This is a genomic window from Myxococcus sp. AS-1-15 (genome assembly GCF_020037055.1).
Taxonomy (GTDB): domain Bacteria; phylum Myxococcota; class Myxococcia; order Myxococcales; family Myxococcaceae; genus Myxococcus; species Myxococcus fulvus.
Genome location: NZ_JAIQDF010000009.1, coordinates 232,183 through 252,904 on the forward strand (window position 1 = coordinate 232,183; position 20,722 = coordinate 252,904).

Genomic DNA, 20,722 nt, shown 5'->3' on the forward strand with positions numbered 1-20,722 from the left:
CGTGAGACGACGCGACGCTCAGTCGCCGTCGTCCTCGTCACACGAAGGCGCGGGGCCCCGGCCGCGGCTCGCGAGCACGCGGTCGATCATCTTCTCGTGCAGGTCGTAGAGCGGGCGGGACACGTCCTCACCCTCCAGGTACGTGAGCGCGCCGGCGATGGCCTCAATCGTCGACATGCCGTCCGGATGCGGCGGCCTGCGCAGCCGGCGTGAATCCAGGGGCGGCGGAGGCAGCTTCAGTCCGGGCAGCCTGAGCAACCCCGGCAGTCGCTGCACCATGCGGCGCGCCTGTCCCCAGCTGCCATCCAGGACGATGAGCCGCCGGGGCTTCTCGGCCTCCGGCGCGGCCGTCTGCTGCGCGTCCGGGAAGAGCAACCACGTGGAGCCGTCGTCCTCCAGCACCGACGCATCGAAGCGCTGACCCGGCGAGCCATACGAGACGATGTGACAGCGCGGCAGCGCGAGCGCCGCCATGCGCGCGGTGTTCGTCGACTTGAGCGTCTCCTTGTGGTGCCGGATGACGAGCAGTTCCGTGCGCGTGGGGATGCTCGGCAGCTCGGCGCACAGGCACAGCGGGGAAGGCAGGAAGCAGCGCGGACAGCGGCCCGCGAGGTCCTCCGGAGTTCGAGACCTCATTTCCCCTGACGGTAGCGCTCCATCAGGACGCGCGCCTCACGAAGCTTCTCCTCCACGAAGCGGTCATCCGCGTCCGGCTCGTAGTCCGCGTCCGGCACGTCGAGCTGGAAGATGGCGGAGAGCAGGATGGGCGCGACCTCCAGCCACTCGGCCGTGCGGTTGAGCGCGGCCTGCCGACGGCCCGCGAAGGTCTCCGGTCCATCCTCCGGCCCGCAGCGACAGATGCGCGCCGAGTCTCCGGAGACGTCCACGTAGAGCCCCAGCACCTCGGCGTCGACCTCGGCCGCCAGCGCGCACGTGGCCTCGCTGACGTACGCGGCCATGGCCTGCGCCGCCGAGCGCTCCGTGAGCGAGCGCACCAGGTACACCTGCCACCCGGCCTCCGACAGCGCCCCGGACTCCTGGATGGGCGTCAGCTCCGCGGGCGGGGCCTGGATGCGCGACAGCAGCCGTCGCACGGGCGCCTCCAGCCGCTCCAACCTCGCGCTCGACGCGGGGCAGAAGAAGAGGACGCGGTACTCACGACTGTCTGCTGCGGTTTCCATGGGCATACGGCGTCGCAAGCACGGCGCTGCGGGGAGGAGCTGCGTTGGCCCAAGAGGACCAAAGGATTCCCCGACCTTGCAAGTGGGGAGTTGGGTGGAGATTTCAAGACGTGGCGGACGGGAGGGCCATGCTTGACGCGGGCGCCCGACGCTCGGAGGCGACCCAGACCCCCGCGGCCAGCACCAGGAGTCCCCCCGCCACGCCCACGGGTGTGAGCGCCTCGGAGAAGACGGCCCAGCCCACCAGGGAGGCCGTGAGCGGCTCCAGGTACGTCAACGCCCCGGCCGCCGCCGTGGGCACACGGCTCAGCCCCGCATTGAAGAGGCACGTCCCGGCAAGGCCGCACACCGCGCCCCCGGCGAGCACCTGGAGGGTGGCCGGGTCCAGCGCGGTCGGCAGCGCGTCCGTCCCGGCGATGAGAAGCAGCACCCCGGCGGACACCGGCGCGTGCAGCGAGGCCACGGCCAGGGGTGAGTAGGCTCGCGTCGCCGCCTTCGTCCCCAGGACGATGGCCGCGAAGAACAGGGCGCTGCCCGCGCCGAGCGCCGCCGTCATCCCCGTTCCTCCCTGTCCGTCGGGCCGGCCGATGAGCATCACCAGCCCCGCCAGCGTTACGGGCCCGGCCACCAGGGCCCGCACGGAGCGCTTCTCCCCCAGCACCCAGGGCGCGGCGAGCGCGAGCAGCAGGGGCGCGAGATAGTGCGTGAGCACGGCCACCGACACGGGGCCCCGCTTCATGGCGGCGAAGAACAGGCTGATGTTGGCCGCGTCCGCCAGGGCCACGACGAGCAGGGCCACGGTGGCGCGCCGGTCATGGAACGGGGCGCCGCGCAGCAGCAGGGGCACCGGCAGCGACATGGCGACCAGCGCCAGGAACGCGTTCTGCGCCCAGGACAGGCCCGCGGGCCGGAGGAAGAGGGACCAGCACCCCCACAGGGTGGCCCCTGCCGCGACCATCGCGAAATGCCGCACTGCTCATGACTCCTGGTGACGTCGGAGCGCCTCGAGGCGCCGACGGGGCGCACACTAGGAACATCTGCCACACTCCGTCCATGGGGCCCCTGTTCGCCTACAGCCTGGTGCCGGTCCTGTCGGTGTCGCTCCTCTTGTGTTTCACGGCCGCGCTGCGAGGCCGCGACGCCGCGGGGCTGACGCTGTACTGCCTGGCCACCGCGTTCTGGAGCGGCTCGCTGCTGCTGCTGTGCGTGCCCCAGGCCGCGTGGCTCGGTGAGCGCTTCGCCGCCAGTGGCGCCTTCACCGCCGCCGCCTTCTTCCACACCGCGCAGGACGTCTCGCGCCAGCGCTCCCCCCGGCTGGTGGTGCTCGCGTACGTCGTGGCCACCGTCGTCACGCTGGTGGGGGCGCTCTTCCCGGACGCGCTGTACGGCCCCCTGGCGATGAGGCGCGGCCCGCTGTTCTGGCCCACCATGGCGCTGTCGGTCTCCGCGGCGGGCGTGCCCCTGGTGCTCCTGGCGCGCTCGTACCGCAAGGAGACGCCCGAGCGCCGTCCGCTCCTGCGCAGCCTGGGCATCGTCGGCGCGCTCGCGTACTCGGGCGGGCTGGCCACGGCGCTGCTCCTGTCCGCCGGCTACGCGCTGCCCTTCGGGATGTACCTGGTGCTGGCCTCGTTGCTGGTGCTCGTGCACGTCATCAACGCGCACCAGCCGCCCTCCGAGCGCAGGCTCCTGGAGCGCAGCCTCGTCTACTCGGCGATGGCGGCGGTGCTGTCCGCGGGCTTCCTCTTCGGCGTGCTGACGCTGATGGCGGGCAGCGGCCAGCCCTTCCTCGCCGAGTACCGCGCGGGCGCCTTCTTCCTGCTCGCCCTGGCGGCGCTCGCCTTCGAGCCCCTGCGCCAGGGGCTCCAGGAGTGGCTGGGACGCAGGCTGCTGCGAGGGCGCGCCACGGGCACGGAACTGGTGGCGGCGCTGGCGGAGCAGGAGACCCGCGCGGACCAGGCCGCGCGCCTGGCGGAGCTGGGGCAGTTCTCCTCGGCCGTGGCCCACGAGGTGCGAAACCCGCTGGGCGTGCTCGCCGCGCAGCTGAAGCTGCTGGAGCGCCAGGGCGCGGACGCGGACACCCTGGCCGGCATGCGCGAGCAGATTTCCCGCGCGGGGCACTTCGTCGACGAGCTGTTGCGTTATGGCCGGCCCCGCCCGCTGGAGCTGCGCCGGGTGGATGTCCATGCCACGGTGGCGCTGGCGTACTCCACCGCGCGACAGGGATTGGGCACCCTGGCGCCGGATGTCTCCTTTGACCTGGAGGAAGGCGAGCCCCTGGCCGTCGAGGCGGACCAATCCCAGCTCTCCCAGGTGTTTGTCATTGTCCTGGAGAATGCCTTGCTCGCGCTGGGGGAGGTCGCGAGGCCCAGGCTCCAGGTCCGCCTGTCTCAATCCGACACGATGCTCCAGGTCCACGTGGAGGACAGCGGTCCGGGCATCCCACCGGAGCTGTTGCCCCGGCTGTTCCAGCCCTTCGTCACGGGGCGGCGGCGCGAGGGTCCTCGTCCGGGGACAGGGCTGGGATTGGCCATCGCTCGAGGCATCCTGGAGCGCCACGGAGGCACCGTGCGGGCCAGCCGCTCCGAGTCGCTGGGGGGCGCATGTTTCACCCTCACGTTGCCGCTGAAGCAGCCCGCACCGCTCTCCGCCGCTGCGTCATGACACCCCGCGGGGCCGTGTCGTGTTGTCATCACAACACCCCACCTTGGACGTTCCCTCCTCATCCCAGGGGTGGCGTGTTTGTAAGAATAAGGGGGTGTCGGCAATAAAGCAGACCTGACGCGTTCTCTGGTCAAGGAGGAGGGGCAATGCGCTCGAGGCCGCGATTGAGGGTGGTGGAGCCTCCGTCAGGGGAGCCAGGCTCGGACTTCGAGGCCTTCGCCCGTCAGTATCAGCCGCTGTTGTTTGCCATTCTTCGCAAGTACTGTGTCGGGATTGAACACGAAGTGGAGGACTTGGTGCACGATGTATTGCTTCGTGCGCTCCTCCGGTGGGAGCACCTACAGCGATGGGACTGCTTCAAGCAGCGCTCGTGGCTGGGGCGGGTGGCGGAGAACTGTTTCCTGGACCGGTGTCGGCGTCGCCGCAGTGAGTCGGACCGGCTGCGGGGGCTGCTCGAGCTGTCGGTGGACGCGGAGGAGCACGACGGGCTGGAGCAGGACGAACTCTGGGGCTACGTCGGCGTGGAGGACTTGCGGTGGGCGCTGAGCTTCCTGAGCCCCACGCTGCGTCGGACGTTCGAGCTGTATCTCCAAGGGTGGTCCTACTCGCGAATCGCCCGGGAGACGGGCGTGGCGCCGGGCACGGTGGGGGCGCGGCTGCACCACGCGCGCTTGGAGCTGCGCGAGGTCTTGAGGGAGACGGCTGAGCGGCGTCGGCGGGAGCGGAGGCAATGACGGTTGATTGCAAGGACTTGCAACGCTTCCTCGATGGACAGATGCAGGCTCGGGAGCAGGGGAGGTTCCGACAGCATCTGGGGGGCTGCGGCGCGTGCGAGGCGCGCTTCCGGGAGTCGATGCAGCTCGAGCTGCTCGCGCACCTCGCGCAGGCGCAGGAGGTGGCCTCGTCGGACGCGCCCGCGCCATCGGCGCCCGCGGAGCGGCGGGCTCGGCGGACGTGGCTCCGGGGGCTGCGCGGGCTCGAGGTGTTGGTGGCGGGCGTCGCGGTGTGGATGCTCCTGCCCTTCTCCCTCCCGTGGGGCGGGGAGCAGAGCGCCTGGCTGTCCGCGGAAGGCCCTCGCGTGCTGGAGGGGCGGGTGACGTATCGGGCGGTGGATGCCCACCATCGACCGTATGTGCCGGACCGGGGGGCTGACGCGGCGCAATCGCCGGTACCCTCGCTGCCGCTGCAGGACTTGTGGCGGATGGAGGCGCGCGGAGATCTCCACGGCGTCGCCACGGCCTATCTGCTCCATGGCGCGCCCCGACAGGCACAGGCCTTCTTGAAGCGCATGCCCGCCTCGGCGGACCGGGATTGCGACCTGGCGCTGCTGGCCCTGGAGCAGGCGCGACAGGAGGGCTCGCTCGACACCCGACCGGCGCGGCTGGAGGAAGCGCTGGAGCTGCTCTCGGGGGTCCTGCGCGAGTGGCCTCGACACCCCCAGGCCCTGTGGAACCGGGCCCTGGCGTTGAGCGAGCTGGGGCTGCCGCTCCTGGCGGCCGACGCGTTCGGTGAGGTCGCCCGGTTGGGGGAGCCCGGGTGGCGCGAGGAGGCGGCGCAGCGCGAGCGCGTGCTTCGCGAGTCCACCTCGCTGCGCGCCCGGGCCTGGAAGGACGCCTACGCGTCGGTGCGGGAGCTGGTGACGGATTCGTCCGCGCCCCTGCCGCTCGCCGCGGCGCGTGAGCATCCCGGCATCCTCCGGCTCGGCTTCTACGATGCGGTGAGGGCGGCGCCCTCGCGTGAGGCGGTGCTGCGCCTGGAGCCGCTGGCGCGCGTGCTCGACGAGCGCTACGGCGGGAGCGTCCTTCGCACGTGGCTCGCGCGGGTGGCGGAGCGGGACTTCACGCACCGGGGGCCGCTCGCGCGGTTGTATGGGCGGCTCGTGATGGGCTCGCTCGCTCCGGCGGGTGAGGTGCTGGAGACGCTCCGGCGCTCGGGCGAGGAGGACTTGTACCTGGGCGCGCTGGTCCTCGCGGACTCACAGCGGCAGCCCGTCGACTCGCAGGCGGTGATTCGTCTGGCGCGTGCCTCCGGGGACCCGTGGATGCGCGTCCTCGCGGACCAGGAGCAGGCGAAGCTCTGGCAGCGCGAGGGCCAGTGGTGGAAGGCCGAGCAACGCTTGTTGGATGCGCTGGATACCTGCCAGAAGCAGGGGTTGGTGTACCGCTGCCTGGGCCTGCAGCGGAGGCTCGCCGACCTCTACCTGGACCAGCACCGCCCCGCGGAGGCCTTCCAGCACGCGTGGAAGGGGTGGGCGCGCGCGCTGGAGGCCCGGGAGTGGCGCTTCGAGCAGGAGTTCCTCCAGGAGCTGGCGGACGTGGCGCGCTACCAGCACGCGTTCACCACCGCGCGCGCGTATCTGGAGGAGTCCCTGGGCCGCATGCCGGAGGACTGCGCCCAGCGCACGCATGTGCATCGGACCGTGGCGTTGCTGGAGTGGCAGCGCTTCCGACCGGAGGCCGCGCGCGCGGCGCTGGAGCGCGCGATGGAGTGTGAGCGGCCGCTGGGGCTGACGGGCGCCTGGGTGTTGTCGGAGATGGCGCGCTCGGTGCCCCGGCCGCAGGACGGCGCGCTGCTGCGTCGGGCCCTGGCTGACTTGCGACGGGGGCCTGTCTCTCCCGGGCTGGAGTCGCTGCTGCTCGTCATCGAGGGGCAGTTCCTGCTCGCGCAACCGGGCAGCTCCGGCCGTGAGCTGGTGCATCGGGCACTGTCGATGGCGGACCTCGAGCCGGACAGCGTCGATGCGCGCAAGGCCCGCGCCTTCGGCTACTCCGCGCTGCTCTCCGAGGCGGGGCGCACGGGGGCGTGGGATGAAGCCCTGACGCTGATGGCACACGAGCTGCGTGTGGAGCCCGTGGCGCAGCGCTGCCTGCTCGCGGTGTCCGTGCAACACGAGCGGACCCTCGTCCTCGTGCGTGGGCCCTTGGGAGAGCTGAAGGGGGCGTACTCCACGGGGCGCCAGGTGCCGCTGCGCGACGAGGCCACGGGCCTGGTGCCCGCCGAGCTGGAGAAGGAGCTGTCGGGCTGCGACCACGTCGACGTGCTCACCCGTCCTCCGGTCCATGGGCTCGCGGGGTTGTTGCCGGACTCGCTCGCGTGGAGCTACCGCGTGGGGCGGGGGGCGCGGGGAGTGCCTGCTCGCACCGGGCCCTCGACCCACCTGGTCGTCACCGAGGTGGCGAGCCCGCCTTCCCTGCGGCTGTCGAGGCTGGCCCCGTTGACGCCGCCTCGCGTGCCGGACCCGTGGCGCGTGGAGCTGCGCGGCGCGGAGGCCACGGCCTCGCGCGTGCTCTCCGAGATGGCCCAGGCGTCGGAGGTGGAGCTCCACACGCATGGGCTGTTCAGCGCGTCCCAGTCGGATGCGTCCATGGTGGTGCTCGCGCCGGAGGCCGACGGCAGCTACGTGCTGACGGTCGACAAGGTCCGCCAGGCGCGGTTGAGCCACGCGCCGCTGGTGTTGCTGGCCACCTGTGGGGCCGCGAGGACGGCGCCCTTTCCCCACGAGTCCTTCAGCCTTCCCATGGCCTTCATCGAGGCGGGCGCGAGCGCGGTGCTGGCGGCGTCCGTGGAGATTCCCGACTCCGCGGGCGCCTTCTTCGAGCGGGTGCGCGAGCGCATCCGCGCGGGAGAGCGCCCCTCGGTGGCGTTGAGGGACTTGCGCGCCTCGTGGTTGCTCGAGCGCCCCGACGACGCCCGCTGGCTGTCGCGCGTGCTGCTGTTCGAGTGAGCCCGCCTCGCGGCACGCGCGCTCCCTGCCCGCTGGGATGTGGGAGGTTCAACGCAACAAGAAGGACCTGGGGCGTTTTGTTCCATGAGGACCGCGCGCTCCCGCATCCGGCGGGAGAGGGGCGAGGTCCCAGGAGCCGCGTGCCATGACGGGCAGGATGAACGAGGCGCAGTCTTCGGAGCAGCTCACCGCGACGGTGATGCTCCCGGAGGTCCACCCCCCCACTCCGGGACAGTCCTCCGACGTGGAGCCGGGTGGCGCCGGGGAGGTGGCCGTGCCGCCGCCTTCCTCCAAACCGGACGTGAGGGACCCGCCTCCGGGTGGGCCGCCGGGCTGAGCGCGTGCGCGGCCGACGGCGCGCGTTGCTCGTAGGGCATCCGAGCGGGCGTCCGAGGTGCTCGGTGTCAGTCCCACCACGTCCCGGGGCCACCCCCGGCCCCAGGGCCCGGAGCGATGTCCTGGAGCCACCGGAACCCTGCGTGACTGCGTCGGTTTCCAGACGACGACCCAAGGATTCCGGGTGGCTGCGTTTCGAGTGGGCGTGGAAGGAGGGCGAGGGGTCGATGAAGGACCATCGCATTGCCTCGGTGAAGCGATTCGCCGTGGCCTACAGTGCCCGCGTGGCACACGAAGGCTTCGAGGAGTTTGCTCAGCGCGTCAGGCCCATGCTCGTGGCCCTGGCGAAGCGTCTGTGCGGTCAGGGGGGCATCGACCCGGAGGACCTGGCGCAGGAGGCGCTGGTGCGCGCGCTCGTGCACCACGCGGCGTTGTCCGCGCAGCCGGAGCCCGTGTATCGCGCGTGGCTGTGCCGGGCGTTGACCAATCATTTCCTGGACCAGTGCCGCAAGCGCCGCACGGAGCTGCTGGAGCAGGAGCGCCGGGACATCCGGCTCGTGCGCGAGGACGTGGGCTCTCCCGACGCGGTGACGGGGGAGATGTGGGAGCGGATCTCCGACGCCGACCTGCTCAAGGCCATCGCCCGGCTGCCCAACGCCCGCGTGCGTGAGGCCTTCGAGCTGCACGCCAAGGGCCTGCGCTACCGGGCCATCGCCCAGCGCATGGGCGTGCCCGAGGGCACCGTGGGCAGCTGGCTGTTCCAGGCGCGCAAGGAGCTGCGCGAGCTGCTGATGCCGCTGACGGATGGCGGAGGGGACGCATGAGCCCCCCGTGTCACAAGCTGTACCTGTTCCTGGATGGTGAGCTGCCCCCGGTCGACGAAGAGAACTTCCGCCACCACCTGGCGCGCTGTCCCATGTGCGCCACGGGCCTGCACGAGGCGATGCAGCTCGAGCTGCTGGGCTTCCAGGCGCTCCACGAGGAGGGGCTGCCGTCCGATGACGCGCTGACCGCCGCGCCGGAGGTGGTGTTGCCCGCGTGGCCCACGCCGCCCTGGCCCCGGCCGTCGTGGCGACAGCGGCTGCGCTCGCTGAGCCCCACGCGGCCGCGCGCCGTGCATGTCTGGGCCGTGGGAGGCGTGGCGCTGGCCGCGGTGCTGCTGGCGCTGGTGCTGGCCGTGCCGATGTCGCGCGAGGCGCCGCCCGAGGTGTGGGGCACCCATGTCGAGCAGCGAGGGCTGGAGGGGCGCGTGGCGTATGCGCGGGCGGATGGGTATCGGCGCTACGTGCCGATGCGCGCCGGGCCCGGGGCGCCGGAGTCGACGACGCCCCTGCCGCTGAGCGAGCTCGCCGAGCTGGAGGAGCAAGGAGACCTGCACGGCATCGCCGCCGCGTACCTGGTGCGGCAGGACTGGCGTCAGGCGTCGGATTTCCTGCGACGCACGCGGCCTTCCGTCGACCGCGACAGCGACCTGGCCCTCATCGCGCTGGAGCAGGGGCGGCGCGAGGAGGCGCTGGAGCTGCTGGAGGCCGTGCTGCGCGCGGCGCCGGACCATCCCCAGGCCCTGTGGAACCGGGCGCTGGTGCTGCGCGAGCTGGGGCTGTCGCTCCAGGCGGCCGAGGCCTTCGATGCGGTGGTGAGGCTGGCAGAGCCGGGCTGGAGCGAGGAGGCGCGCCTTCGCGCCACGGCGCTGCGCAGCGAGACGAACCTGCGCTCGCGCGACTTCCATGATGCCCGCGCGGCGGCGCAGAACCTCGCTTCGTTGGATGGCTCGCGCCTTCCGCTCGAGGAGGCCCGCCGCTTCCCGGGCGTGGTGCGCCTGGTCTTCTATGACGCGGTGAGGGCCGCGCCCACGCGCGAGGCGGTGCTGCGACTGCTGCCGCTCGCGCGGGTGCTGGACGAGGTCCAGGGGGGCTCCACGCTGGCCGACACCGTGAACCGCGTCTCGCTCGCGGACTTCGAGCGCCGAGGGCCCCTGGCGCGCGACTACGCCCGGCTGCTTCGCCAGGAGCACGCCGCCCCGGACGCGTTCCTGGAGACGCTGCGACGCTCCGGAGAGGACGACCTGTACCTGGGCGCGCTCGTCACGCTGGACGCGGCGGAGCGGCACCTGGACGACTTCGAGCGCATCGCGCGGGCCAGCCAGGACGCGTGGCTGGTGCTGCTGGCCGAGCGCGAGCTGTCCGTGCGCGAGGAGCGCGAGGGGCAGTGGTGGAAGGCGGAGCAGCGGCTGCGCGCGGCCCTGGCGTCCTGCACGGGGCGGGGGCTGGCGTACCGGTGCGCGACGCTGCGGCGCAGGCTCGCGGACCTCTTCGTGCGCCTGCACCGCCCGGCCGACGCGCTGGAGGAGGCTCGCGAGGGCCTGCGTCTGACGCGTGAGTTGGGCGAGTGGAACCTGGAGCAGCAGTTCCTCCAGGAGATGGCGCAGATCGCCCGCTACCGCCACAGCGCCGCCAGCGCGCGCGCGTTCCTGCGCGAGTCGCTGTCGCGCATCCCCGATGACTGCGAGCAGCGCACGTACGTGCACCGCAACCTGGCCTCCGTGGCGTGGGCGGACTTCCGTCCGGACGAGGCGCGCGACGAACTGGAGCAGGCCACGCGCTGCGGACGTCCCCTGGGCATGCCCGGCGCCTGGGTGTTGTCCCATCTGGCCCGCCATGGCGCGCAGGTGCGCGACGAGGACCTGATGCGGCGCACGCTGGGCGAGCTGCGACGCGGCCCGCGCACGCCGGGGGAGCTGGCGCTGCTGTCCTTCCTGGAGGGCCAGTTCATGCTGGAGCGCGAGCGCGCGTCCGGGCGTGAGCTGCTGCTCGGCGCCATCGACGCGGCCCAGGCGCTCCCGTTCGACGTGGACGCGCGCAAGGCCCGCACCTTCGCCTATGGCGTGCTGGTGAGCGACGCGGGCCGCGCCGGCGCGCAGGAGCAGGTGCTGGAGCTGATGGGCCAGGCCCTGCGCGTGCCCGTGCCGGAGCGCTGCGTGCTCGCCGTGGCGGTGGACCACGAGCGCACGGTGGCCGCCGTGAAGGACTCCCAGGGGGCGCTCGTGGGCACGTACGACGACCACCGCACCGCGCCCCTGCATGCTTCCGCCGACGGGCTCGTCCCGGCGAGGCTGGTGGCGGCCCTGCGCGGCTGCGCGCACGTGGATGTGCTGGCCCTTCCTCCCGTGCATGGCCTGCCGGGCCTCCTGCCGGCGGACCTGGCGTGGAGCTACCGCGTGGGTCGCTCGGGCGTCGCCCCGGAGACGCGCGGACAGGCGGGCCATCACCTGGTGGTGACGGGCGTGGAGGCGCCCCGCTCGCTGGGCCTCGAGAAGCTCCAGCCCCTGGAGGCGCCGCGCGTCCCGGACCCGCTGCGGGTGGAGCTGCGAGGCGCGGCGGCCACCCCCTCGCGCGTGCTGCGCGAGATGGCCCAGGCGCGGGAGATAGAGCTCCACACCCATGGCCTCTTCAGCCCGGAGCTGTCGGACGCCTCGCTGCTGGTGCTGGCGCCCGAGGAGGATGGCCGCTACGCGCTCTCGGCGACGCAGGTGCGCGAGCAGCCGCTGCACGGCGCGCCCCTGGTGCTGCTCGCCGCGTGTGGCGCCGCCCGCGCCGCGCCCTTCCTCCACGAGTCGGTGAGCCTGCCGGTGGCCTTCATCGAGGCGGGCGCGCGCACCGTGCTCGCCTCCACCGGCGACATCCCCGACACCGCGGGGCGCTTCTTCGAGTCCGTGCGCGAGCGCATCCGCGCCGGAGCCCCGGCCTCCCAGGCCCTGCGCGACGAGCGCCTGGCGTGGCTGTCGCGCGAGCCCTCCGCGACCTGGCCCGCCCTCGTCCTGCTGTTCGAGTGAAGTGTCCGCTCCTCAAGGATTCCGACCCGCCACGTTCTGGTGTTGACGCTCCGCCACACGTCGCGGCGCGTCGACCTTGAACCGTCGAACCCAGGGGGAGCCTCACATGAGGAATTCGAACTCGAGGATGCCGGGCCTCATCGCCCACGAGATTCCAGATCCACCGCCGGAGCGGGACCGGGGCCTGCGCGCCCCCACGGAGGAGGCCCCCGAGGCCCTCTCCGCCAGGCCCTCCGTCCCGCAGCCTCCCGCCAGCCCCGCTGTCAATCCGGAGCGGTGAAACACGTCTCAGGAGTGACATGACTCTCCCGATTTTCCGGTGAGTTGCATGTTTTGCGGGCGTTTCTCGTGAGGAGGAGCGCCCGTTTTATTTCACCGCGAAACACTCAAGAAAAAGGGCTCGCCGCGTATTTCAGATGGAAGACGGCGGCGGCGGGGAGTGGAGCTGCATCGACTGCATCGCGACAGGGGGGAGTGATGTTCCGATGTGACGCGAGGGGCCAAGGGGAGTCTCACGGGATGTGGGCGCCGGAGGAGCGGGGCGCGGGCGGCGGGAGCTGGGGGGCGTTGGCGGAGGGTGGGGGACGGGAGCTGGGCGGGGGGCGGTGCCGGGGGGGCGCTTCTTCTGAAGAGGATGAGCCGCAGCGGGAGGCGCGTGACGCGGAGCTCCTGCTGGACGACGACCTGGATTTCCAGATCGCCAGCTACTGAGATTTTGGCGCGAGGGTTTGGGAGCGCTTCACACGGGCAGGCGGCGTCGGGGGACGACCGTCGCCTCTGACGGATGGCGTCGTGAAGGTGGGGGAGACGACGCGAATGACTCCAGGTCGTGGGGGGGCGTCATCCGGGAGGGCCTGCGTGGTGCGTGGTGGAGGAAGGGGCAGTCCGCGCCCCAGGTCCTCCGCCTCCGGAGTCTCCAAGGGCTCCGGAGGTGGGGGACTTCGGTGAGTGCCGTCTGGGCGATAGGGTGTGGCTCCTGCTCGACTCGGAGTCCCCAATGACCCTGCTGAAGTGGGCGGCCCTGCCGCTCCTGTTGTTGTCCGCGTGTTCGACGTCCCGGTGTGCCCAAGCCCGGGACGAGAAGCCCCGGCTGTTGCCCATGTCCCAGCAGATTGCGCTGCGGGAGGGCTGGCTGCGGAAGCGCCACGACATGTTGCTGGAGATGATGCGCCGCCATGGCGTGGGCATGTGGATTGTCGTCAACGAGGAGTTCCATGACGACCCGCTGACGCAGTACGTGGCGCCGCCGCGCCCGTACGCCGGCAACCGTGACGTCTTCGTCTTCGTGGACGCGGGGGCCGAGGGGCTGCGGCGCGTGGCGCTGACGGGCTACGCGGAGGAGGCGGTGCTCCAGTTCTTCGAGACGCCCGAGGAGGGCAAGTCCGGGCCGGAGTTCCTGGCGGAGCTGGACGCGCGCCACCAGCCGAAGGCGATTGCGCTGGGCATCGACGGCAAGCGGGGCGTGACGCGCAGCCTGACGCGGGACGGGTATGCGTGGATTCTGGAGGCGCTCGGGCCGAAGGCGGAGGCGCGCTTCGTGAGCGCGGCGCCGCTCATCGAGGAGTACCTGGACTCGCGGCTGCCCGAGGAGTGGGAGCACTACCAGGGGCTGGTGGAGCTGACGGACGAGGTGGTGAAGGAGGCCTTCTCGTCGAAGGTGGTGGTGCCGGGGAAGACGACGGTGGGGGACATCCGCCGGTGGCTCTACGACAGGCTGTGGGCGCTGGGCGTGAGCACGTGGTTCCAGCCGGACATGCGCGTGCAGCGCAAGGGCGGGGTGAACTCCAAGTCGCGCGGCTTCCTCGCGGTGACGAAGGAGGAGGTCGTCATCGAGCGTGGGGACCTCATCCACGTGGACTTCGGCATCAGCTACCTGGGGCTGCATACCGACTGGCAGAAGATGGCCTATGTGCTGCGCGAGGGGGAGACGGACGCGCCCCAGGGCTTGAAGCAGGCGCTGGCGAACACGAACACGCTCCAGGATGTGTTGATGCTGGAGGCGTCCCGGCCGGGGCGCTCGTCGGCGGATGTGTATGACGCGACGATGGCGAGGATGGACGAGCTGGGCATCACGGCGCAGGTCTACAGCCATCCGCTGGGCAACCAGGGCCACGCGCTGGGCGCGTCCATCGACTTCCGCTCGGCGACGCGCAAGGAGGCGCCGAAGCTGCTGCGCGAGGGCTCGTACATCGCCATCGAGCTCAACACGTCCACGCCGGTGCCGGAGTGGGACGGGCAGAAGGTCGCGGTGATGGAGGAGGACCCGGCCTATCTCACGCAGGAGGGCTGGAAGTTCTTCGTGCCCCGGCAGGAGGCCTTCTACCTCATCAAGTAGCGGGCCCTGTCAGAAGCCGACGCCGAGCCCCAGGCCCAGCGCCCACATCCGTGACGCGCTGGGCGCGGGGTGGGCCCGGGGGGCGCCCAGGTCGATGCGCACGCCCGCGCGGGCGAAGGCGGGCCCCAGGCGGACCCGGACGAAGGGCTCCAGCGAGACACGGGAGTCCTCTTTGTCCCAGGTCGCCTCGGTGAGGTGGGGCGTGACGACCTGCACCCGCGCGCCGGGCTCCAGCATGCCGAGCCCGAGCGCGGCCTCCAGGCTGGCCTGCGCGACGAAGTGCGTGTCCCTCGCCGTGCGGGAGACGGGGATGAGCATTCCCAGTGCCACGTCCGCGCGGAGCTGGAAGCCGGGCAGGTCCAGGCCCACGGCCATGGGCAGCACGACGGAGGTGGTGTCGAGCGCCCACAGCCACGGGTCCGCGAGCCCGCGCACCGCGGCGGCGGTGGTGTAGTTGGCGTCTTGTGTCTCCGGTCTGCGCGCGTCGAGCTCGTCGGCGTCCTGATGGCGGGCCAGGGGCACGGCGACGCCCACGCCCATGCGCACGAAGACGGTGTCATCGACGAAGGCGCGGACGTTGTGCAGGCCGACGAGCAGGTTGGAGGAGCCCAGGTGGCTCCTGCGTCCCTCGATGGCGCCGGCGGGGTCCACCGAGGTGTAGGGCAGTCCCCAGTCGAGCCGGAGCTGCGAGTGCTCGGAGAGCCGGAAGCCGGCGGCGAGCATGGGCGAGGCATGCCGGGTGGAGACCTGGCGCAGCCGAGGCGCGGAGGAGAGGGTGACGGACGTGGCGAGGAAGTTGTCCGGCTCCCGCACCTGCGCTTCCACGCGCTGTCCCAGCAGGAGGAGGACGATGGCGATGAGCCACGTGCCTGTCCGGCGACAGGAGTCGAGGTGGAGCTGCGGCGTGGACATGGCGGTGCTTTCGTGTCGAAGGTCCGTCCGGCTCACGGCCCCCCATTGCCTTCAACACCGATGAAGACGCGCTCCGTCACCGTCCTTTGCGTGGCCCGTGCTTTTTTCCGGCGGGTCGACTCCAACGGTCGTGGAAACCCCCGAGGGCCTCCCGCCGCGTCGAGTCAGCTCACATCGGCCCAGGTCAGGCCGAAGCGCGCCAGGTACTTCTTCAGTCGGTCCGCGTCGTTGACGCTCGACTTGCGAGCACGGGACTGAGCGAACAGCACGCGCCCGGCCTCCGAGAGCGAGCGGCTTCCCTGGCACACGCCCAACACGTCCGCGAGCTGCACGCGGTCGAACCGGTCCAGCTCCGCGGCGAGCTCTTCACCGAGCACCTCCGCGACCCGGTCCTCGCCGCTCATGGATGACACAGGGCCCGGGCGGGTACTGCCTGTCCGCCACTGCGCGCGCAGGCGCTCCAGTTCCTCGTCCACGACCTCGCGGGTGATGCGCCCCCCGGGCGCGAGCGTGGCCATGCGCAGCACCGCGGCGTTGAGGTCCCGGAAGTTGCCCGACCAGCGCGCATCAGGAGAGGTGGCGAAGCGCAGGAAGCGCTCCTGGGCCTCCTTGTTCAGCGTGATGCGCGCGCCCATCGCCTCCGATGCCCGGTCCAGCTCGTAGAGCAGGTTCGGCGGGATGTCCTCGGGGCGCTCACGCAGCGCGGGCAGTCGGAAGGTCCACAGGTTGATGCGCGCGAGCAGGTCCTCGCGGAAGCGCCCGCGCTCCACCTCGGTCTGCAAGTCCCGGTTGGTGCCGGCGATGAGCTGGAAGTCGCTCTCCACCTCCTTGTCCGAGCCCACCGGCAGGAACCGCTTGTCCTCCAGCGCGCGCAGCAGCATCGCCTGCTCGTCCGCGCCCAGCTCTCCAATCTCGTCGAGGAACAGCACGCCGCCGTTCGCCTGCCGCAAGAGTCCAGGCCGGTCCTGCAGCGCGCCGGTGAACGAGCCCTTCACATGTCCGAAGAGCGCGGACATGGCGCCGTCACCGCGCAGCGTGGCGCAGTTGAGGTCCACGAACGGTCCGCTCACCGTGCCGCGAGACTTCTTCAGTGTGTAGACGCGGCGCGCGAGCTGCGACTTGCCCGCGCCCGTGGGACCGGTGATGAGCAGCGGCGCGCGCGAGTGGCTCGCCACCTGTTCGATGCGCTCGATGATGTGGTTGAACGCCGCGTTGCGCGTGTCGATGCCCGCCTTGAGGTACGACAACCCCTCGCGCTGCTCACGCTGGAAGCGCGCCGCCAGCGTGTCGTAGCGCGACAGGTCCAGGTCGATGAGCGTGTTCGTCCCCGCGCCCGCCTTGTCCCGAGGGTCCGGCGACAGCTGCACCAGCCGCCCCGGAATCAGCCGGCTCTCCACCAACAGGAACATCGAGATCTGCGCGATGTGCGTGCCCGTGGTGATGTGGACGAGGTAGTCCTCCTCCTCGGGGTTGAAGCTGTACCCGCGCACGTAGTCGAGCAGCGCGCCGTACGTCTCCTCCAGGTCCCACGGGTTTCGGATGTCCAGCAGCGTGGTGCGCACCGTGGTCTCCGGCGACACCTGTCGGATGTCCGCCACCACCGTCGCCGCAATCTGTGTGGCCGCCGGCGGGTGCAACAGCTCCAGCCGGTGCACCACCAGGTCCTCCTGCTGGCACAGCGCCACCGTGGGCCGCCACTTCATCCACCGGTTCGGGCCCTGCCCCGTGTCGAGCGTCGTCCCGAGCATGCCCAGGACCACCGTCTGTCGTGCGCGCTTCTTCGCCATCAGGATAGGACTTTATCCGAACGGATACGCCACGCCAGGGCCCACCGGGCGCTCCCCTCTGGAGCGGGCCTGGCACGCCGGCTGCTCTAGGTCCCTGCGTGCCCGGGAAACAGAGCCCAGGGCGAACGACCGAAAGGTGAAGGCCATGGAGCGCAACAAGGTGAACTACGAGGTGCTGTCGGACGAGGCGGGTCGCCCCATCAAGTCGTGGACCGTGGGCGTGCCGTTCGAGGACGAGGCCAAGAAGCAGCTCCGAAACCTCCGTGGCCTGCCCTTCATCCACAAGTGGATCGCCGCGATGCCGGACGTGCACCGCGGTTACGGCGCGACGGTCGGCAGCGTGGTCCCGACGGTGGGCGCGGTGGTGCCGGCTGCGGTGGGGGTGGACATCGGGTGCGGAATGATCGCGGTGCGCACGACGATGCGCGCGGATCAGCTCCCCGACTCGCTGCGTGGGGTGCGCTCGGCCATCGAGCGGGCGGTGCCGCATGGCCGCTCGGACAACGGCGGCCGTAACGACGTCGGCGCGTGGCGCGTGGCTCCGGCCTCCCACCAGAAGGAGTGGGCGCGTCTGATGGAGGGGTATGACCGCATCGTCGCCAAGCACCCTCGCATCGGCCGTGGGCCGGACCTGGGACACCTGGGTACGCTCGGCACGGGAAACCACTTCATCGAGCTGTGCCTGGACGAGTCGGATGCCGTGTGGCTGATGTTGCACTCCGGTTCGCGCGGCGTGGGTAACCGCATCGGAAGCCACTTCATCGAGCTGGCGAAGGAGGACATGCGCCGCTGGTACATCCACCTGCCCGACGCGGACCTGGCGTTCCTGCCCGAGGGCTCCGAGCACTTCGATGACTACGTCTTCGCGGTGAGCTGGGCGCAGGACTACGCGGCGACCAACCGCGAGCTGATGCTGCGTGGCACAATCGAGGCCCTGCGGCTGAGCGGTGAGCTGCCTCCGTTCGAGCTGTCCGACGCGGCGGTGAACTGCCACCACAACTACGTGGCGCGTGAGCACCACTTCGGGAAGAACTGCTTCGTGACGCGCAAGGGCGCGGTGCGGGCGCGCGAGGGTGACCTCGGCATCATCCCCGGCAGCATGGGGGCGCGCTCGTTCATCGTCCGCGGGAAGGGGAACGCGGACAGCTTCCACTCCTGCAGCCACGGCGCGGGCCGGGTGATGTCGCGTGAGGCGGCGAAGAAGCGCTTCACGCTGGAGGACCACGCGAAGGCGACCGCGGGCGTCGAGTGCCGGAAGGACGCCGAGGTGATTGACGAGACGCCGGCGGCGTACAAGCCCATCGACGCGGTGATGGCGGCGCAGTCGGACCTGGTCGACGTGGTCCACACGCTCAAGCAGGTCGTCTGCGTGAAGGGGTAGGCGGTACCACCCCGACTCCTGCACGCGAGGTGACCATGCCGGGATGACGACATCGAGGCGCCCGCTCCCCCCAAGAGGCCGAAAGGCCGCCAGAGTGGGGGAGCGGGCGCCGCTATTTCAGGGCAGGGCGCTTCAGCGCGAGCGGCCCTGACACCAGCCTGAGGAGCTGCACGTGCGCATGCCGTCGCACTGACACGCGCTCCAGCAGCGGTTGGAGCCGCCCGGGTTCCAGGCCTCGTTCCAGTAATAGCTGGGGCTGGTGCAGCTCACGGCGGGGCGCGCGGTGCCCTGGCACCAGCCGGAGGAACTGCAGGTGCGCATGCCGTCACATTGGCAGCTGTTGGTGCACCGGTTGGGGCCGCCGGGGTTGCGGCCCTCGTCCCAGTAGTAGTTGTAGAACTGGCACTGCGACTGCTCCTGGGACGTCACCTCGAGCGCCGAGTCCTCGGGCGGAGCGGACTGCGTCTCCTGGGCGGGAGCCTCCAGGGTGTCCGGGCCGCACGCGGACGTGAGGACCATGAGCAGCGCCGCGAGGGGGACCATCAGATTGCGAGCAATGAGACTGCGAGAGACCACGACTGCCTCCAATGCAAGACACGCTTCCGGAGTGAGCGCCTCGGAAGCGCAGCTCGTGTAAGGCCAGGCGGAGCCGCTCGGTGGCTTTTCTGGAGGAGCGCTGGGTTGTGGATGCTTCGGGTGTTGACTGACACCGCGCGTGGCCGATAGCGGGCCAGGGTGCGGGGCGTGCTCGCGCATGTCAGATTGCGCGGGTGGGGCCGTGAGGCGTGGGAAGACGGGAGAGACGAGACATGCTGCGCATCGATGGTTCCAAGGGAGAGGGCGGCGGCCAGGTGCTGCGCACGTCGCTGGCGTTGTCGCTGGTGACGGGGACGCCGTTCACGATGACGAACATCCGCGCGGGCCGCGCGAAGCCGGGCCTGTTGCGACAGCACCTGACGGCGGTGAAGGCGGCCGAGGCGGTGGGCGCGGCGGAGGTGTCCGGCGCGGAGCTGGGCTCGCGAGAGCTCACGTTCCATCCGCGCGCCCTGGCCGCGGGCAACTACCACTTCGCGGTGGGCACGGCGGGCAGCGCGACGCTGGTGTTGCAGACGGTGTTGCCCGCGCTGCTGGCCGCGAAGGCGCCGTCCACGCTGATGCTCGAGGGCGGGACGCACAACCCGGCGGCGCCGCCGTTCGACTTCCTGGCGCGGGCCTACCTGCCGCTGTTGCGGCGCATGGGCGCCGACGTGACGGCGACGCTGGACCGGCCCGGCTTCTTCCCGGCGGGCGGCGGGAAATTCCGCGTGGACGTGCGGCCCCAGGCCTTGAAGCCGCTCTCGCTGATGTCGCGTGGGCGGGTGCTGCGCCGCGAGGCGAAGGCGGTGGTGTCGATGATTCCCTTCGACGTGGCGAAGCGCGAGCTGGAGACGGTGGGCTCGCTCCTGGAGCTGCGTCCCGACCAGCTCCGTCCGGAGGAGTTGAAGCGCGGACAGGGGCCCGGCAACGCGCTCGTGGTGGAGGTGGAGAGCGAGCACGTGACGGAGGTCTTCACGGGCTTCGGGGAGCGAGGCAAGCGCGCGGAGACGGTGGCGGAGGAGGTGGCCGCCGAGGTGAAGCGCTACCTGAACGCGGAGGTGCCCGTGGGCGAGCACCTGTGTGACCAGTTGCTGCTCTTGTGCGCGCTCGCGCGGGGCGGGGAGTTCCGCACGCTGCCCCTGGATGGACACGCGCTGACGCAGTTGGAGACGATGGCGCACTTCCTGGATGTGAAGGTGGACGTGGGCGAGGTGGACCGCGACGTCCGCGACGTGGTGGTCCGCGGCTGATGCGCGCGCCGCTGGGGCTCCAGGCCTTCGTGGCACTTGGAGCCCTCGGCGTTCACCGCGCCGTCGTCACTGGCCGGTGTGCAGGAACTGGATGGCGCGCAGCAGCTCCGGGTCGGTCCCGTGGGCGATGTCCTGGAGGGTGGGCGCGACCTCGATGTGAGGGACGATGCCCACGCCGTGGAAGCGGGACTGGTCGGGGAAGAGAATCCCCATGCCGGTGAAGCTGACGGCCATCTGCCCGGGCAGCAGCAGTCGGGTGACGTTGCCGTTCGTCCCCGCGCTGCGCCGGCCAATCACCGTCACGCGCCGGGCGCCGGTCATCATGAACGACATGTCTTGGAAGACCTCCGAGACCCGGCCGGAATGGCTCATCAGGTCGCGCGAGTAACGCAGCCCCACGCGTCGCGATATCTCCCGCCAGGGGCGGCGCTTCACGCGACAACTATTTCCGAATCATCTCGTCGGCCGACGACCTGAACCCGGGAGGTGTTCCGTACTGGATTCCGAAGGCCTCGGGCCCGCGGTTCGATAGCGCGTTCCCGGCGCGTTCGTTCATCCGAAGGTCACCGGCAGGGTGCGCTCGAAAACGGGAGCGACTTCCTCGAGGAGCCTTCGATTCCGTGTCGTGGGCGGCGGGCGGCGAGCACTCGCGCCGACCCTGCTTCGTCTGGCGGGGACCCGGGCGAGCGGGCTCCGCCCATCGTCATGTGACTGGCGCAGCGCCTTCCTCGCACGACAGTAAGGAGG

General features: G+C 71.3%; 18 protein-coding genes. 11 read left to right on the forward strand and 7 right to left on the reverse strand.

Annotated elements, in window-relative coordinates; translation table 11 throughout:
- Positions 1-18: 18 nt before the first annotated feature.
- The 3 genes from K8625_RS24370 to K8625_RS24380 form a co-directional block, all read right to left on the reverse strand.
- Entirely contained in the window at positions 19-636 is a 618-nt protein-coding gene (locus K8625_RS24370) for a tRNA-uridine aminocarboxypropyltransferase (protein ID WP_223784054.1), read from the reverse strand.
- A complete protein-coding gene (locus K8625_RS24375) occupies positions 633-1,181 on the reverse strand; it encodes a hypothetical protein (protein ID WP_141325169.1) in 549 nt (182 codons plus the stop codon). Before K8625_RS24375 ends, K8625_RS24370 begins: the two co-directional genes overlap by 4 nt.
- A 103-nt stretch (positions 1,182-1,284) precedes the next feature.
- Positions 1,285-2,154: a DMT family transporter gene (locus tag K8625_RS24380; RefSeq protein WP_223745618.1), complete on the reverse strand. Its 870-nt coding sequence runs from the start codon at positions 2,152-2,154 to the stop codon at positions 1,285-1,287.
- 80 nt (positions 2,155-2,234) lie between these two features.
- Between K8625_RS24380 and K8625_RS24385 the strand changes: the two genes are divergently transcribed.
- The 9 genes from K8625_RS24385 (at position 2,235) to K8625_RS24425 (ending at position 14,069) form a co-directional block, all read left to right on the forward strand.
- A complete protein-coding gene (locus K8625_RS24385) occupies positions 2,235-3,842 on the forward strand; it encodes a sensor histidine kinase (RefSeq protein WP_223745619.1) in 1,608 nt (535 codons plus the stop codon).
- 146 nt (positions 3,843-3,988) lie between these two features.
- Positions 3,989-4,576 (forward strand): RNA polymerase sigma factor, encoded by a 588-nt coding sequence (locus K8625_RS24390; RefSeq protein WP_223745620.1) that lies wholly within the window; start codon positions 3,989-3,991, stop codon positions 4,574-4,576.
- Positions 4,573-7,566 carry a CHAT domain-containing protein gene (locus tag K8625_RS24395; RefSeq protein WP_223784055.1) on the forward strand — a complete coding sequence of 998 codons (2,994 nt, stop codon included), beginning with the start codon at positions 4,573-4,575 and terminating at the stop codon, positions 7,564-7,566. The genes K8625_RS24390 and K8625_RS24395 overlap by 4 nt, the downstream gene beginning before the upstream one ends.
- A 145-nt stretch (positions 7,567-7,711) precedes the next feature.
- Positions 7,712-7,903 (forward strand): hypothetical protein, encoded by a 192-nt coding sequence (locus K8625_RS24400; RefSeq protein ID WP_223784056.1) that lies wholly within the window; start codon positions 7,712-7,714, stop codon positions 7,901-7,903.
- Positions 7,904-8,129: 226 nt separating this feature from the next.
- On the forward strand, positions 8,130-8,726 hold the full coding sequence (locus K8625_RS24405; RefSeq protein ID WP_223784057.1) for an RNA polymerase sigma factor: 597 nt from the start codon (positions 8,130-8,132) through the stop codon (positions 8,724-8,726).
- The gene (locus K8625_RS24410; RefSeq protein WP_223784058.1) at positions 8,723-11,734 is read left to right on the forward strand and encodes a CHAT domain-containing protein; all 3,012 of its coding nucleotides are present in this window, start codon (positions 8,723-8,725) and stop codon (positions 11,732-11,734) included. The genes K8625_RS24405 and K8625_RS24410 overlap by 4 nt, the downstream gene beginning before the upstream one ends.
- 106 nt (positions 11,735-11,840) lie before the next feature.
- Complete coding sequence (locus tag K8625_RS24415) at positions 11,841-12,014, forward strand: hypothetical protein (RefSeq protein ID WP_153882679.1); 174 nt, start codon at positions 11,841-11,843, stop codon at positions 12,012-12,014.
- Positions 12,015-12,253: 239 nt separating this feature from the next.
- Positions 12,254-12,445 (forward strand): hypothetical protein, encoded by a 192-nt coding sequence (locus tag K8625_RS24420; protein WP_223784059.1) that lies wholly within the window; start codon positions 12,254-12,256, stop codon positions 12,443-12,445.
- Between the two features lie 286 nt (positions 12,446-12,731).
- The gene (locus tag K8625_RS24425; RefSeq protein ID WP_223745626.1) at positions 12,732-14,069 is read left to right on the forward strand and encodes a M24 family metallopeptidase; all 1,338 of its coding nucleotides are present in this window, start codon (positions 12,732-12,734) and stop codon (positions 14,067-14,069) included.
- A gap of 9 nt (positions 14,070-14,078) precedes the next feature.
- Here K8625_RS24425 and K8625_RS24430 read toward each other — a convergent pair whose 3' ends face one another.
- Together K8625_RS24430 and rtcR are read right to left on the reverse strand one after the other, a co-directional pair.
- Positions 14,079-14,981 (reverse strand): hypothetical protein, encoded by a 903-nt coding sequence (locus K8625_RS24430; RefSeq protein ID WP_223784060.1) that lies wholly within the window; start codon positions 14,979-14,981, stop codon positions 14,079-14,081.
- Positions 14,982-15,145: 164 nt separating this feature from the next.
- A complete protein-coding gene (gene rtcR / locus K8625_RS24435) occupies positions 15,146-16,768 on the reverse strand; it encodes an RNA repair transcriptional activator RtcR (protein WP_223745628.1) in 1,623 nt (540 codons plus the stop codon).
- 145 nt (positions 16,769-16,913) lie between these two features.
- Between rtcR and K8625_RS24440 the strand changes: the two genes are divergently transcribed.
- Positions 16,914-18,149: an RtcB family protein gene (locus K8625_RS24440; RefSeq protein ID WP_223784061.1), complete on the forward strand. Its 1,236-nt coding sequence runs from the start codon at positions 16,914-16,916 to the stop codon at positions 18,147-18,149.
- 132 nt (positions 18,150-18,281) lie between these two features.
- Here K8625_RS24440 and K8625_RS24445 read toward each other — a convergent pair whose 3' ends face one another.
- Entirely contained in the window at positions 18,282-18,725 is a 444-nt protein-coding gene (locus tag K8625_RS24445; protein ID WP_223745630.1) for a hypothetical protein, read from the reverse strand.
- Positions 18,726-18,958: 233 nt separating this feature from the next.
- Here K8625_RS24445 and rtcA point away from each other — a divergent pair, with 233 nt between their 5' ends.
- Positions 18,959-19,975 carry an RNA 3'-terminal phosphate cyclase gene (rtcA, locus tag K8625_RS24450; protein WP_223784062.1) on the forward strand — a complete coding sequence of 339 codons (1,017 nt, stop codon included), beginning with the start codon at positions 18,959-18,961 and terminating at the stop codon, positions 19,973-19,975.
- 66 nt (positions 19,976-20,041) lie between these two features.
- Here the strand turns inward: rtcA and K8625_RS24455 are convergent, their stop codons facing one another.
- A complete protein-coding gene (locus K8625_RS24455; RefSeq protein ID WP_223784063.1) occupies positions 20,042-20,308 on the reverse strand; it encodes a S41 family peptidase in 267 nt (88 codons plus the stop codon).
- Between the last annotated feature and the right edge of the window lie 414 nt (positions 20,309-20,722).

Excerpts from the sequence above, each read along its gene's own strand:
- K8625_RS24400 (WP_223784056.1), top strand. The coding sequence starts at position 7,712 with ATGACGGGCAGGATGAACGAGGCGCAGTCTTCGGAGCAGCTCACCGCG.
- K8625_RS24420 (WP_223784059.1), top strand. The coding sequence starts at position 12,254 with ATGTGGGCGCCGGAGGAGCGGGGCGCGGGCGGCGGGAGCTGGGGGGCG.
- rtcR (WP_223745628.1), bottom strand. The coding sequence starts at position 16,768 with ATGGCGAAGAAGCGCGCACGACAGACGGTGGTCCTGGGCATGCTCGGG.
- K8625_RS24425 (WP_223745626.1), top strand. The coding sequence starts at position 12,732 with ATGACCCTGCTGAAGTGGGCGGCCCTGCCGCTCCTGTTGTTGTCCGCG.
- K8625_RS24455 (WP_223784063.1), bottom strand. The coding sequence starts at position 20,308 with ATGTCGTTCATGATGACCGGCGCCCGGCGCGTGACGGTGATTGGCCGG.
- K8625_RS24395 (WP_223784055.1), top strand. The coding sequence starts at position 4,573 with ATGACGGTTGATTGCAAGGACTTGCAACGCTTCCTCGATGGACAGATG.
- K8625_RS24430 (WP_223784060.1), bottom strand. The coding sequence starts at position 14,981 with ATGTCCACGCCGCAGCTCCACCTCGACTCCTGTCGCCGGACAGGCACG.
- K8625_RS24405 (WP_223784057.1), top strand. The coding sequence starts at position 8,130 with ATGAAGGACCATCGCATTGCCTCGGTGAAGCGATTCGCCGTGGCCTAC.
- K8625_RS24370 (WP_223784054.1), bottom strand. The coding sequence starts at position 636 with ATGAGGTCTCGAACTCCGGAGGACCTCGCGGGCCGCTGTCCGCGCTGC.
- rtcA (WP_223784062.1), top strand. The coding sequence starts at position 18,959 with ATGCTGCGCATCGATGGTTCCAAGGGAGAGGGCGGCGGCCAGGTGCTG.
- K8625_RS24385 (WP_223745619.1), top strand. The coding sequence starts at position 2,235 with ATGGGGCCCCTGTTCGCCTACAGCCTGGTGCCGGTCCTGTCGGTGTCG.
- K8625_RS24375 (WP_141325169.1), bottom strand. The coding sequence starts at position 1,181 with ATGGAAACCGCAGCAGACAGTCGTGAGTACCGCGTCCTCTTCTTCTGC.
- K8625_RS24410 (WP_223784058.1), top strand. The coding sequence starts at position 8,723 with ATGAGCCCCCCGTGTCACAAGCTGTACCTGTTCCTGGATGGTGAGCTG.
- K8625_RS24390 (WP_223745620.1), top strand. The coding sequence starts at position 3,989 with ATGCGCTCGAGGCCGCGATTGAGGGTGGTGGAGCCTCCGTCAGGGGAG.
- K8625_RS24440 (WP_223784061.1), top strand. The coding sequence starts at position 16,914 with ATGGAGCGCAACAAGGTGAACTACGAGGTGCTGTCGGACGAGGCGGGT.
- K8625_RS24415 (WP_153882679.1), top strand. The coding sequence starts at position 11,841 with ATGAGGAATTCGAACTCGAGGATGCCGGGCCTCATCGCCCACGAGATT.